Source organism: Calothrix rhizosoleniae SC01 (assembly GCF_900185595.1).
In the GTDB taxonomy this organism is placed as follows: domain Bacteria; phylum Cyanobacteriota; class Cyanobacteriia; order Cyanobacteriales; family Nostocaceae; genus Calothrix_A; species Calothrix_A rhizosoleniae.
In genome coordinates this window covers 1-13,201 of sequence record NZ_FYBH01000169.1, presented here as the reverse complement: position 1 = coordinate 13,201, position 13,201 = coordinate 1, and the positions used below count along the sequence as shown (strand labels likewise).

The window sequence follows — 13,201 nt, the reverse complement described above, 5'->3', positions numbered from 1 at the left end:
ACAAGAGCAAAAAGTTTCCCCTTTAGAACCAACTTCCCACTGGCGCAAGCGATGGTTCAGACAAAATTAAGGCACAAATATAAATAAGTAGTTAAACATAATTAATTACACAATGTCATTGCGAGTGTAACGGAGTGAAACGAAGCAATCGAAAGGGTTAGGATTACTTCGCGTAGTTCGTAATAATGGTAAATATTTTTGTTGACTTACTTATAATTATTTAGCTGCTGCTTTTCTCGCAATATTCCGCCGCACCATTGATTCTAAAACATCTGTGGTCACACAACGACGTTCGGAACAGTAGGTCATCAAGTTTACCCCATTCATCATTCGCACTGTGCTGACACGGACGCGAAAATCGTCAGTAATAAACCAACACCTTTCTTGACCTTGATTGTTTCCGTACTCAGTATCAATGGTCATAATACCATCCTTCCCAAACCAATATTGGCAGACAACGGGAATCTTCTCCACATAACCCTCATTGCGTACCAGTTTGCCAGACAGACCTGTATCATCATCGGGAATATCAATGAGAATAGCGGCATAATCGGGATTTGGTTCATCATTATCCAGATTTGCTTGCCATAAAAAACTAGCCCCACCTTTTGCCGTGGTAGGATCTAGACCTTGTTTATCGCATACTCGCTTGACTTTGGGGTCATCTGGTTGTATGACACTAACAATCAAATTGGACTCCCCAGATTCATCAGCCACCAAGTCAAAGTGATGAACATTACGTTGAGTAAACCAAGTACCTTCACTTTTGCGGAAAAAGTCCATCATGGTCATGGGTGGAATTAGTTGCATGGGCTATTGTCACCTCACCATTGGATTTTCTATAAAAGCAGTTGACGTTGACATACTCCCTGACTTTAAGGTGCAGGGATTCTGGGTTCAAACAGCAACAGCAGGCATAGCCAGTCTTATGTTGCCTAGCCCAACAGACAATGCCCTGTCTGTTCTCAGAATTATACCAAAAAGCCGTCCTTCTAGGACGGGGCTTTAAACCCGAAATTTTGGTAAAATATGCCTTAATAGTTCCCAGACTTCAACTGATGACCAATACCCAAATTCAGCTAAACACTACAGGCGATCGCATCAATTCCAGCTTACCATTGACTCCATCCTCAGAAATTATCGATGCTCTCAGGGCAGGTTCTGCAAGTGATTTGCAAGGTTTGCATAAATTGGATTTGGGGGGAGTAGAACTGCAAACAGCTAATTTGAGTCAAGCCAGCTTGATTGGGGTTAATTTCAGTGGTGCTAATCTTAGTGAAGTAAATTTTAGTGGTACTGATTTACGGGGAGTTAATTTTAGTGCTGCGAATTTACAGGGAGCTAACTTACAAGGAGCATATTTAAGTAGAGCTAATCTCCGGCAAGCAAACCTCACTGGTGCTAATTTAGACGGAGCAAAGTTACAGGTTGCATCCTATGACTTACAAACTATTTGGCCAGAAGGATATGCTTATAAAAAATCGGGAGCAGTGGGCCCTGGGGCAATTTTAAATGGTGCTTATTTGAACACTGCTAATTTAAAAAATGCTGATTTACAAGGGGCAAATCTACTAGGAGCTTACTTGAGTGGTGCGGACATGACAGGAGCAAACCTCGAAAATGCTTGCTTAAGTGGTGCGGATTTACGAGTAGCATTTTTGACTGGTGCTTATTTGTATAATGCTCGATTTAATGGTGCTGATTTGCAGGGGGCAGACTTCCGCGCAGCAGATATGACTGGTGTGGAGATAGAGCATATTCAAAGCATTGCTGGAGCAGATTTTACTATGGTTCAAGGACTAAGTCAGGAGACAAGAGCTAGGCTTTGTGCCCGTCCCTCTCAAGAGCTTGATATTTGGAACTCTTACACTCGTAGGACTACACGGGAGAGTTTGGTGGTAGGAGTGATGGAGTGATGGAGTGAGGCAGTGAGGGAGTGATGTGTATTATTATTTATTGCCACTAAGGCAGAGCCAAGCTTGATGATACCTTTCAAGTCTGGAGAGATCCCTTGGGTTTAAATCTAGAATCCGACGAAGATTCATATTATCCGTTAAGTCTGCTAACTTAACTTCCTTGGCAATATCATTACTACTAACTCGCTCAATATAAGCTTCGTATTCCTCGCCTTCTCTATGTGTCAAACAATCAATCGCTTGAATCGCAGATTCTGAGAATCCTTCAGTACGTAAATCCTCTAGTTCCCAATTAGAATCTTCTACAACATCGTGCAGAACCGCCACAATTTTTGCTTCTACAGAAGAAACGGCAAACATTAACGTTAATGGATGCAGTACATAAGGCAATCCATTTCTCTGTTTTTGCCCTTTATGTGCTGACACTGCAATTTCTATTGCCCGTTGAATATCTGCCATCTTTTTAGCACCTATTTTGGCTGATTTTTAGTGATCATTTCTAATCTAGATAAAGCACTAGTTGCAGTTTCACGTACATAGGTATCAGCAGACTCATCATTGGCAATGTTTGTTAATACTTCTTCAACTCGTTCATCGCCCATAGAAACTAGTGCATTTGTACCAGCTACTGCGATCGCTACATTGTCTGTTGTATTAATTGCCTCCACCAAAATATCAAAAGCAGGAGCACCAATTTCACCTAAAGCCATCACTGATGAAATATTAACAACTGGATGGGGATCATTTATAGAAATTTTTAATCCCTGTATACCCTCTTCTGGAAAGGGAATATCTGAATGTTTTGCAGCTATTTGTGCTAAAGCCTTGGCGCAACTGCTCCGAATGGTAGGATTATCATTTTTGAGCAAGGAATCAACTAAATAGGGAACTGTATCTACCCCTATAGTTCCTAGTGTCTTGACTGCTGCACGTCGATATACCACATCTTCTTCACCAACAATTGCCATTAGGCGAGGAATAGTATTTTCATCACGGGTTTCAGCTAATTCCCACATAGCTCTGTCCCGTAGATTGTGGTTGGGGTGTTTCAGTTGTTGAAAAAGTGTATCTTGAGTCATGGGATTGTAGATTTTAGATTTTGGATTTCGTCGTGAGGGCTCAGTCGAACGATTTTGGATTTTTTTATACCGTTTTGAAAAAAGAATGGGACAGATAGGTAGGGAACATCCACATACTTTAATATATAAAACTATTTTACGGGTGCCGTGCCCTGACGAAGAATGTATGTGTCGTAAACATTATTTGAATTGGTATTAGATTTTAAATTATCCGTTGTTGATTTTAGATTTTCCCTTTTGTGGGGATACAGGGGGGGTGGATTTTAAATTGGGAATTAAAAACAAAACTATAAATGTTCTACCTTTGCCCTAATTATCCAATCTTGGTCATTAGCAGCAATTTCTCGAACACTAGTATCTCCTAGTTTTTCCAAAGCTATTAAGACAGCATATTTTAAATCCCAAATTTTAGTTGACATACAGGTTTTCAATTCAGGAATAGCTCTTTCATCACCCAATTCACCTAAAGCTATTGCTGCTGCTGTCCGCGATTTTTGAAATTGAGGTTCGCGGTTATGCAATGCTTCTATAAACACATCATAAGCAGGGGCATATTTTAACCATCCCAATAATTTAACCACATGGTAATGGGCACCGTAGTCGTTATGAGCTTCCTGGGCATAAGTTGCCATCAGAGCTTCACTCGCAACATCGCCATAGGTTTCTAATAAAGTTTGGGTTGCTAAGTAACAACGCCCAAAATCAGTTTCATATAGTTCACGAATGGCAAACTCCAAGGCTGGAGTCACATCATATTCATGCACTAAAGTCAAGTCTTGAGGGCGATCGCAAATTACTCGATCTAGATGTGGTTCAATATCTGCAAAAGCGATCGCTCCATCTGGAATACCTGCTTCAGCTAACATCCTAATGCCTCGCAGCCGAAATATCAAAGATACTGGACATTTGGTAATCTCTGGAATGGCATCGTAATAACGAACATCAATTAAATCTTGAATGCACAATCTCCGGGCATATACGTTAGGGTGTTGTAAAAAATCAGTTACTTGATCCATAGATGAATTATCACCAGTGAATCGATAAATAGTAGCGATCGCAGCACTGGCAATGGTCTTATCATCATCATCTACAAACTTCCGAATCCGCTCCAAGGCAGGCTTATAACCTAATTTACCTAGAGTATGAATAATTACTCGATAAGTTTGTTCTGGCTTTTCTAACAATTGGGCAATTTCTTCCAGTATCTCTGCATCCTGAGTAGCAATTTCCCCAATTGCCCACACGGCATTTTCCACTGTATAGCAATCATCATCTGCCAGACAATCTCGAATTACTGGTAATGCTTGGGTGGCTTCTAGCCGTCCTAGAGATTCAACAGATTTCCGCCGCACAATCCGGTTTTCCAATGAAGGTTCGGTATTTTGTACTGCTCTCATGAGAGCACTAATAGAAGCTTCTGTAGGGAAATTAATCAAATGGGAAGCAGCGACGTAGCGAGAGTCATCTTCTTCCAACTTATCTAGAGGCGTATCTAATAGGGCTATAGCCTCTTCTTCAGTGAGATTAAATAGCTTAAAAAAGCGTTTATCCATAAAACTTAGTAGCCAAATTCCCAAACCATCAACTTTCAGAACCTCAAAGATACTTAGAGTAACGAGGCTGAATAAATCAGAAGTAAGAGTATTTTATCACGGAGCCAAATCCCCAAACCATTAACTATCAACCATCAACCACTAACTAACAACTAACAACTAGCAACTGCCAAAATAAACAAACCTGGGAACTCTCAGATCAATACTCAACCTTAATCAGCAAAGTAATGTCCTAAAAATCCCCAGGTGTTAAATACCTAAATTTTAATTAGATATATTAGCAACCACCACACCAACTATGACAAGGAGTTGATAGCGTAGTCTAAGAGAGCCTTGTACTCAACTAAAGCTTGAGCAGACATATCACGAGGAGCGCAACCACGGTTACGAGCATATGTCAAAGCTTCAACATAGGGAGCAGTAGGTAGGCTTAAAGCACGATATACTTCACGACCACCAGCAATACCCCACTCATCCAGAGGACCAGTACCACCAACTACTAAGCAGTACTGGATGAGGCGCATATAATGCTTGATGTCACGAGAACACTTCTCTTTGAAAACAGGAGTAGAGTGAGGTTGACCTTCGTCGTTCAGGTAACCATACTTCTTGATGCAGGCTTCATAAGCTTCTTTAGCTACTCCATCAATATTGCCACCTAGTTTCTCAGCAGCTTCTAAGCGAGCGTTGGAACGCTGGATGGAACCTTGAATGGATTCCAAGTCAGAGGTAGAGGGGAAACGACCTGCTGCATCAGCAGCGGCAATAACCGTAGTAACAACTGATTTCATTTCTTTATTATCTCCAGATTGGACGCGATCGGGTATTGATTTCAGGTTGCTTGCTTTGCAAATTGCAGCTTACTAAAAGCCTTTAGCTCTTAGCCGAGAGCAGAGATAACGCGATCAAAGTAGCTAGCAACTTCAGCAGAAAGAGCAGCACAATCACCTGAGGTAAGATCGAACTTACGTTTGCTAGCAGTGTTGGTGGTGAATGCAACAGCAGCAGCCTTCATAATTTGAACTGCACGTGTAGCAGAAGTAGCAGGAACACCCAATGCAGCGTAGGTTTCTTTCAAACCGTTAAGGCAGCGATCATCCAGAACGGAAGCATCACCAGCTAATACAGCGTAAGTAATGTAGCGAAGAACGATTTCACCATCACGCAAGCAAGCAGCCATACGACGGTTGGGATAGCAGTTACCACCTGCTTGAATCAAACCGTTGTTTTCGCAAATCATACCAGCGATCGCGTCAGAAACTATACAGCTGGCGTTACTAGCAATACCATTAACTGTATCAAGGCGCTTGTTAGCCTCACCAAGATAAGCTTTTAGGTCAGAAATTTGGGCGCTGCTGATGCATGAAGTGCTGGCATCCGCTGATACTACAGCTCTAGAAAAAGCGTCAAGCATTGAGCTCTCCTTAGTAAATAACAGACTACATTGCTCGTCGGTTGACAATGTCAATTATGAACATAGGAGATGATTGTTACTTGAGTCTCGATAATTAAAAACAAAGCAATAATCTGTAATATTTCCCCACATAGCTTGATAATTCTCACATTTAGCTATATGGCTGCCATTATATTTAGGGCTTGCTGAAAAAGTCTTTTGGTGGAGGTAGGGAGTAGGGAGTAGGGAGTAGGGAATAGGGAGTAGGGAGTAGGGAATAGGGAGTAGGGAGTAGGGAATAGGGAATAGGGAGTAGGGAGTAGGGAGTAGGGAGTAGGGAGTAGGGAGTAGGGAATAGGGAATAGGGAGTAGGGAGTAGGGAGTAGGGAGTAGGGAGTATTTCCAGCCTCTTTATTTCTATTCTTTTTGCCATCAAAAATAATAGATGCAAGGATTTTAGGTTTAAAATCCTAATTTCCTTGTACGCCCTTCCCCAATAAAATAGCCTCAAAGCATTGATAAATCAATATTTTTTAGTTATTCAGCAGACCCTATTTAGGAGTTAGGCGAATTCTTCCCCTACACCCTACACCCCACACTTGCCCCGAAAGGTATTGGTTGTTCACCAACTCTCACTCTTCCAATCCTGGGCGCAAGGCTTGCTTTCCTACTCCTGCTGTCCTCTACTCCCCCTTGCACCAATAAAAATTTGAGAATGGTACAAGTTGTTAGCTAACAGCATAATCTGTAAATTTACGCTTGTATGGGGCATGAAAGCCTAAAACGATATCTTGTTTCGGGACACCCAGTTTTTCTAAGTCACTGGCTATACCTATTTCCGTACCGTCATGTTGAATCCAGATTTTCCCGTCTTTGATATCTAAATGCAATACACAACCATAAACTCTGCGCTTGTGACTCCAACCAACATGAACTAGTTGATAGTGGTCATGTTCTCTATCAAAAATTGTTTGTGCTTCTACTTCTTCATTAATTGATTTGTAGTTACTATATTCTGTAAGTAATCTTTCAATATACTCCCGATATATGTCTACTTTTTTTGCCACTTGACAATCACCTCTACTTCTGATTCGTAAACAATTAAATTTATTCGATTATTGTGAATAACTTTTTGTGTAAAAGGTAATTGAAAAAATGATTCATAAACATCTAGTGGTATAGCTAAATACAATATTCTTTCTGGTTGTTCCTCTGACAATATAGATTGATAATTAATAAATTGACCTACTGCTGTATGAAATTCAGAAATAGCAGAATATCCCAGAAAGCTTTTAACCTCAACAGCTATTTTTTCATCATCTCTTTCTGCTGCAATTACTTTTTCTGCACCAATATCAATATATATTTCTACACCACCAGAGCGAATTAAAAATTACTCGTCAGTAATTATCCACTTTTCTTTTTCTAATGCTCTTTTAACAGCATCGTGGAAAACATCTTTCGCTGGCATGAAAATTAAGCTATATGGCTCAACTCAAGGGTGAATATATCTTCTAATATAGCAACAAGATTGACCAAAAAAGAAAAGGATACAAGCCCCCGGATTTATCCGTGGAAAGGGAATAAAGGATTTTCCTTATTCAAGTCCCTCGATTTATCGATGGGGTAACTGATAACTGATAACTGATAACTGAAATGACACTACCCTATGGGAGGGTATTGCGCTGACGGCAAACAACCCTCACTCTTTCCCTCTTTCCTTCTTCCACTCTTTCCCTCCTCCAATCTTCCCTGCACCAATAATAAAATTACCCTCATCCCTAGGCGGGAATGAAGGCTATTTGCGTTCCCTTACCTAATTCAGCCATTCGCTTCATTACCTAGCTTAGGCTTCTTTAAGTAAATGCTTGACTAAATTATCCTTGACCATCATCTGGCGTAATACCTCTAGCAGAAAATTCTGAGCTTCCTCTTGGCTCAAACTTTTGACTTGTTCTTTCAATGTTTGTAAACGAAATTGCTGCTCTAAGCTCAAATGAGTAGGAAATTCCATTACTTTTAACTCCTGATTATCCTTAATTAGTTTTCCTTAACTACACAGGGTCACTAGTGGTTTTCGGGTTATATTCACAGTTGTTAATGAAGTTTAACACATAGACATGTAGTTGTCTACTTTGTCAAGCTATAGTGAATATAAGTAAACAAAATTAACAATATTAGCTAATATAGTATTTGTACTCACCTTGAACCTGTATATTTTCACGAATATTAAATGGATATGGACTTTAAAAACAGATACAATTCATACAAAATGGCAAGAAAATAAAATAAAAGTAAACGAATACCTGAGATTAAGATTGACAGGAGTTATAAACATTCATGGATGCAATGCAATTTTTTCGGCTTAGTGCTGGTAGATGGCAATCTTCACGGACAACCCATCATCTGGCTTTTAAACGCTCAGAGTTAGGAGAATCAGATATTCTGGTAGAAACATTGAGTGCAGATGATCCAGAAATTATTGCTTTGTGTGAAATGCACGAGATAGACCCCAGCTTGTCTATAGGTGGTTCCCGAGTGCGTTGGTTGGGAACTATGGCTTGGGATCGGGAGGACGAAGAAAATCATGAAGGAAAAACTGCGTTTGCGATCATTCCAGATGATGATGATCCCAGAAAAGGAAGATTACTCCGCGAACGGGGTTATGCAGAAATTGTGCCTGTAGTTGGTCGTTTTCACATGGATGAAGAAGATGGACTGGTACTGACAACAGAATATGAAACCATGAGTTCCCTGGAGCGATTCTGGTTTCCTAGTCCCAATCTCCGCCTGAGAACCAGTACAGTCAAAAGATTTGGAGGGTTTAATACGGCTTCATTTTGTGCCGAAACTAGGGTAGAAGATACAGAAGGTGTAGCTATTGCGAATGCGAATATCTCTTCTAATGGGACACAGGATATTCCTGAAGCACAACAGTTGTACTCCGTTTTGGGTTGGTGAATTATCTATTAAATAGTTTTGAATGTACTGGTGCTTGTGTTCCTGGCTTGGAGTACTTGCACCAGGTACAAAAGCTAGCCTTGGAACCAGCAATGGTGGATGTCATGGATAATTTGCGCGATCGCATACCTATTTGTACCTGGATTGGTGAAAATATTGATATTGTGAATACAGAGTTAAATTTGTATTTGCAAGCTTGTCATGAATGTTTCTATCCCCATGAACGTCATGAAATTCAGATATTTGCCGCCCCTCTAGCTCAATCTTTGGGAATTGATGGATTGTGTAACATATTTACTAATCCCATCACAATTCTCATTGATGTGGGGCGAATAGCGCCAGAAGATTGGTTAAGTATAGTAGTTCATGAATATGCCCATGCCCATGTGGGTGAATTTGGTCATAATCAGCGCTTTGCCAGAATTTTATGGCATTTATGTTTAGGATTGGCCATAGAACTACCTATTTGGGATCCAGGAAGGGAATCTGAGTTACGTAGTTGGCCTAATTGTAAATCTACTGTAGACCCTTTGGCATTATGGCGCGGGGATTCAATTTTAGATTTTAGATTTTAGATTTTAGATTGTTCTATCTTCAAATGAAGCAACGTTAAAACATTCTGAAAAGCAACTGGCTGGCGGTGGACTTATCCAACTGCTAGATCTAAAAAAAAACCAGCCTACCACAGCTGGTTCCGAAAAAATCTTCTTTACGTTGTCTTCTCAATCGTTTTAAACCCTAATTTGCGTTCCCAAAACACAAGAGGTAACGTTTCTTAACAATATTGTAACAGCCAACACAGAACTTTTGGACATTTTTACCAAAAAAAGACATTTGCAATATAGATTACCTGGTAAATTAAAATATGATGTCATCAAGACATGAGCAATTTTCATCCTTAAATCCTTGTCAATTAAGATGTTGAGATTTTATGGGCATGGCACAGATAGAACAAAACTGCCTTAAATCTAGCTTCATATAATCCCTGTGTTTACTCGTAAACCATGAAAATCAGCTAAAAAAAATATTATTTTTTTTAATCGGATCATTTCACAAAATGTTATTGAGGTAACAACCCCTGGGACAATTCTCTCCATGAATCAAATCTTAACCAGTTGGGGCTGACCCCAAAGAATACGTTCTTGTTTATAAATAGCAATTCCTGGCTTAGCTCCCTTGGGCTTGTAGACGTGTTTGGGTTGGGTGTAAACTATGGGTACCTGCTCACTTTGACGGGCACGACTGTAATATGCAGCCAGATTGGCTGTAAATTGTAAATCTGTGGATTCTGGAACTGTACCGGGTTCTAAACGCAGTAGTACATGACTTCCAGGAATTTCTTGGGCATGGAACCACAAGTCATAATCCCCAGCCACACGAAAGCTCAAATAATCGTTTTGACTATTGTTGCGACCGATTAATACTTCCAAACCACTGGGAGTTTGGTAACGATGAAAATTACTAGTTGCATCTTTGGAACTGCGTCTAGGATATTCTTGATCGTCTAAATATTTTTGTTGGATTAATTCTTGATGAATTTCTTCTAGGGTCTGTAAATCTGCTGAAGATTTGTATTCATCTACCTGAGCGATCGCAGCTTCTACCTGTTGTAGATAATCTATTTCCCCTTGCACTTCTGTCAAGAGGGGTTTGACCACATCACGGGCACGTTTCAGTTTTTGATGTTGTTTGTACAAAGCTTGGGCATTTTGCACGGCGGTTTTATCTACCTGTAAAGCAATGTTTACGGGTTCTCCGGTTTCAAAGTCTGGTAGGCTAATTTCTGCCATTCCCGGTTGCCATGATTGCAAGTATGCCATGAGTAAATCAGCTTGTTGCCGATATTCATCTGCTTTTTGGGACTGCTGCAACCTGTCTACAAAGGTTTGTTTTTTAATCCCCAATTTTGCCAGCATATTACCCAGTTTTTGGCTTAACTGATGACGTAACTGAGAAAATTGCTGTTGATTAAGCTGATTAATATAGTAGTGGTTCAGTAATTCCTGGATATCATTAACTGTCTCTACAGCTTGCCAACCCATTACATTGTATCCATGAGCTGTAGTTACAGGCTGAAATTTTTCTGCTGTTAAGGCTTGTAACCATAATTGCCAATATTTAAATAATTCTTGCCATGCATCTGGTGTTAAAGAATCATTTGTACTATTAGAGTTTATCCCAGCGCAGTGCAGCATGGATTCTAGTAAGGCTGGAGAAAGTCCGCGATAGTTTTTCAATAATTGCTTCTTGATAGCTCCAGGAACCAAACTTACCTGTTCTTGCCAACGTTGTAGGGATTCTTCCAAAGTTGGAATAGTATTAGTCAACTTGGGTGGTTTCTCATAGATTTGCCCAGTTAGTAGAGGACGAACACTAGATTTCTTTTCATTTACTTGGTGGGCGACGGTAATAATTAGATTATCCGTATCCGTAAGTACCACATTGCTATATTTGCCCATAATTTCCACATAGAGGTGATAAAGTGGGCTTTCTCCCGGACGACGGGCAAATTGTAAATCCACAGCACGTTCCCACGGAGCGATCGCTTCTACTGCAACTAATGCCAAACCACCCAACATATGTATCAATTGTTGGCTAAAGGTAAAAGTATCTGGTAATCGTGGCGGAGGATCACCAATGCACATCCTTGCTGCTTGGGGATGCCAAGAAATATCTAACCAACCTCTTCCTACTAAAGTTCGTAAGGCGATGGCAATAGTATAGCGATCGCGTTGGTAAACTTTTTCTAAACGCGATGGTAGCCAGTGAGCGCGGATATCGCTACAAACTGCAATCAAGGTTGTAAAGTCAACTGTCTGCACATCAATTAGTTCTTTTCATGGTTGCTTTGATGGCAGTATAGCTTGATCTAATGCGAATTAACCCAATTGATGGGGCGCGATCGCATGAAGCAAAAAGTCCTAGAAATGGAAGCGTTTCCAACTAATCCGAATTAACCCAATCGGTGGGATGTAATCTCCCTAAGCAATCAAATCAAGATGGCTAGTTTCCAACTAATCCGAATTAACCCAATCGGTGGGGAGTTCGCTGAGGAGCCTTTACCCAGTAAAGGTTTCAGCCGCCAAATTGACATCACTGTAAAAATTATACCATTTTGAAAAAAGAACGGGACAGATGGGTAGGGAACATCCACAATCTTTCAATATATAAAAGTATCTTACTGGTGCCGTGCCCTTACGAAGAATTTACCCAGATGAAAAAAGTTAAGAAAAATAGTAGTTTAGGTTGAGGAGCGAAACCACTACCAATGCCAGTTTTAGTTTTCAGGTTTAATTAGACGGTATTGGTTTATGACTAGAAAAACTGCTCGTAAATTTCTTGTAGTATTATATTTGTTGATTTCCATGCGAACAGACAAAACTTACCAACTTCTTCATCAATATGTTCTAGTCTGAATTCTGTTACCCGTGATATTTCAGAATTTGCCGGGACTTGAAATGTTCCCAATCCTTTTTGATTCTTGATTGGGATAACCATATTGAAGTTAGGATTTTCGACTAATATCTCTTGCTCATTATTCGACTCAATTGCAATTAGGCAATCATGTTTCTTATCGTTAACCAATTTTTTGAGTCGTATTACGTCTCCGTAGTAAAAAGATGTATTCGGAATTTGATTATTTGCTTGGATATTATCTGCAAGATTCAAAAGATACTTGTACAGTAGGGGTTCTATCGTAGATACTTCCCTGAAATGCTGACCTTCATTCGTGAGTTGATTTCGATAAAAAGGGAAATATGCTCGAACCTTTCCGTCGTGTATACGGTCTCTTAAACCTGTATTTATTGTATTGGGAAGAATCTTGTTTTCGAGAATATCTTTAGCGCAGTAGTCGTAACACTCTACAGATGAACTCAATATATCCGCGACAGTATGCTTTAGAAATTCTGGTTCTCGTTCGTTTTTTTTTGAAGACAAGAAATCACTCATCAAATCTTGTCTTTTATGCTCCACGTATTGAAGCTTTTCTTGTATCTCGTGTAATCGGGTCATAATTATCTTGCAATTTACTATAGTTTTAATAAATATCAAATACGACTATAACACATTATGTAATATCAATACTACATGTTTTTTTGTCAGAGAAAGATTTGTGAGATGAGATCATGTCCGGTTAAACACTTGTACTTATAATTACTGTCCGTTCGCTCATTTTTGAACCGAAAATTTAATTAAGCCTTACAAAGCTTATAATCTAAGCTATGCGGTCAATTCAGGCATTTTTGGCTCTTACAAGGTTTTAGCCATTTTTATGATTTAGCCCTCCCTACGTCTTAA

The 13,201-nt window shown here is 39.8% G+C and carries 13 protein-coding genes and 1 pseudogene; 3 read left to right on the top strand and 11 right to left on the bottom strand.

What is annotated here, in order from left to right; all coding sequences use genetic code 11:
- Positions 1–216: 216 nt before the first annotated feature.
- Entirely contained in the window at positions 217–810 is a 594-nt protein-coding gene (locus tag CALSC_RS10340) for a phycobiliprotein lyase (protein ID WP_088241271.1), read from the bottom strand.
- A gap of 140 nt (positions 811–950) precedes the next feature.
- Between CALSC_RS10340 and CALSC_RS10330 the strand changes: the two genes are divergently transcribed.
- Positions 951–1,916, top strand: coding sequence for a pentapeptide repeat-containing protein (locus CALSC_RS10330; protein ID WP_235006753.1), 966 nt, complete (start codon positions 951–953; stop codon positions 1,914–1,916).
- 33 nt (positions 1,917–1,949) lie between these two features.
- On the opposite strand, the gene CALSC_RS10325 is transcribed toward CALSC_RS10330, so the two are convergent.
- The 8 genes and pseudogenes from CALSC_RS10325 to CALSC_RS10285 form a co-directional block, all read right to left on the bottom strand.
- Complete coding sequence (locus tag CALSC_RS10325; protein WP_088241268.1) at positions 1,950–2,375, bottom strand: GTP pyrophosphokinase; 426 nt, start codon at positions 2,373–2,375, stop codon at positions 1,950–1,952.
- Between the two features lie 11 nt (positions 2,376–2,386).
- The gene (locus CALSC_RS10320) at positions 2,387–2,995 is read right to left on the bottom strand and encodes a HEAT repeat domain-containing protein (protein WP_088241267.1); all 609 of its coding nucleotides are present in this window, start codon (positions 2,993–2,995) and stop codon (positions 2,387–2,389) included.
- Between the two features lie 287 nt (positions 2,996–3,282).
- Positions 3,283–4,548: a HEAT repeat domain-containing protein gene (locus CALSC_RS10315; RefSeq protein ID WP_088241266.1), complete on the bottom strand. Its 1,266-nt coding sequence runs from the start codon at positions 4,546–4,548 to the stop codon at positions 3,283–3,285.
- 296 nt (positions 4,549–4,844) lie between these two features.
- Positions 4,845–5,339 (bottom strand): globin family protein, encoded by a 495-nt coding sequence (locus tag CALSC_RS10310; protein ID WP_088241265.1) that lies wholly within the window; start codon positions 5,337–5,339, stop codon positions 4,845–4,847.
- 89 nt (positions 5,340–5,428) lie between these two features.
- Positions 5,429–5,962, bottom strand: a complete 534-nt coding sequence (locus CALSC_RS10305; RefSeq protein WP_088241264.1) for a globin family protein — start codon at positions 5,960–5,962, stop codon at positions 5,429–5,431.
- Between the two features lie 707 nt (positions 5,963–6,669).
- Positions 6,670–7,008, bottom strand: a complete 339-nt coding sequence (locus CALSC_RS10295) for a XisI protein (protein ID WP_088241263.1) — start codon at positions 7,006–7,008, stop codon at positions 6,670–6,672.
- Positions 6,993–7,412: pseudogene (locus tag CALSC_RS10290) on the bottom strand (element excision factor XisH family protein). Before CALSC_RS10290 ends, CALSC_RS10295 begins: the two are co-directional and overlap by 16 nt.
- A 375-nt stretch (positions 7,413–7,787) precedes the next feature.
- Entirely contained in the window at positions 7,788–7,955 is a 168-nt protein-coding gene (locus CALSC_RS10285) for an NblA/ycf18 family protein (RefSeq protein WP_088241262.1), read from the bottom strand.
- 326 nt (positions 7,956–8,281) lie between these two features.
- On the opposite strand from CALSC_RS10285, the gene CALSC_RS10280 reads away from it, so the two are divergent.
- Positions 8,282–8,902, top strand: coding sequence for a phycobiliprotein lyase (locus tag CALSC_RS10280; protein WP_088241261.1), 621 nt, complete (start codon positions 8,282–8,284; stop codon positions 8,900–8,902).
- Complete coding sequence (locus CALSC_RS10275; protein ID WP_088241260.1) at positions 8,899–9,477, top strand: hypothetical protein; 579 nt, start codon at positions 8,899–8,901, stop codon at positions 9,475–9,477. The genes CALSC_RS10280 and CALSC_RS10275 overlap by 4 nt, the downstream gene beginning before the upstream one ends.
- Positions 9,478–10,002: 525 nt before the next feature.
- Here CALSC_RS10275 and CALSC_RS10270 read toward each other — a convergent pair.
- Positions 10,003–11,724: an Rqc2 family fibronectin-binding protein gene (locus CALSC_RS10270; RefSeq protein WP_088241259.1), complete on the bottom strand. Its 1,722-nt coding sequence runs from the start codon at positions 11,722–11,724 to the stop codon at positions 10,003–10,005.
- Between the two features lie 493 nt (positions 11,725–12,217).
- A complete protein-coding gene (locus CALSC_RS10265) occupies positions 12,218–12,916 on the bottom strand; it encodes a hypothetical protein (RefSeq protein ID WP_088241258.1) in 699 nt (232 codons plus the stop codon).
- Positions 12,917–13,201 lie beyond the last annotated feature (285 nt).

What these genes read in the sequence shown, in the direction of transcription:
- CALSC_RS10340 (WP_088241271.1), bottom strand. Translation starts at nt 810, where the DNA reads ATGCAACTAATTCCACCCATGACCATGATGGACTTTTTCCGCAAAAGT.
- CALSC_RS10330 (WP_235006753.1), top strand. Translation starts at nt 951, where the DNA reads ATGCCCTGTCTGTTCTCAGAATTATACCAAAAAGCCGTCCTTCTAGGA.
- CALSC_RS10325 (WP_088241268.1), bottom strand. Translation starts at nt 2,375, where the DNA reads ATGGCAGATATTCAACGGGCAATAGAAATTGCAGTGTCAGCACATAAA.
- CALSC_RS10320 (WP_088241267.1), bottom strand. Translation starts at nt 2,995, where the DNA reads ATGACTCAAGATACACTTTTTCAACAACTGAAACACCCCAACCACAAT.
- CALSC_RS10315 (WP_088241266.1), bottom strand. Translation starts at nt 4,548, where the DNA reads ATGGATAAACGCTTTTTTAAGCTATTTAATCTCACTGAAGAAGAGGCT.
- CALSC_RS10310 (WP_088241265.1), bottom strand. Translation starts at nt 5,339, where the DNA reads ATGAAATCAGTTGTTACTACGGTTATTGCCGCTGCTGATGCAGCAGGT.
- CALSC_RS10305 (WP_088241264.1), bottom strand. Translation starts at nt 5,962, where the DNA reads ATGCTTGACGCTTTTTCTAGAGCTGTAGTATCAGCGGATGCCAGCACT.
- CALSC_RS10285 (WP_088241262.1), bottom strand. Translation starts at nt 7,955, where the DNA reads ATGGAATTTCCTACTCATTTGAGCTTAGAGCAGCAATTTCGTTTACAA.
- CALSC_RS10280 (WP_088241261.1), top strand. Translation starts at nt 8,282, where the DNA reads ATGGATGCAATGCAATTTTTTCGGCTTAGTGCTGGTAGATGGCAATCT.
- CALSC_RS10265 (WP_088241258.1), bottom strand. Translation starts at nt 12,916, where the DNA reads ATGACCCGATTACACGAGATACAAGAAAAGCTTCAATACGTGGAGCAT.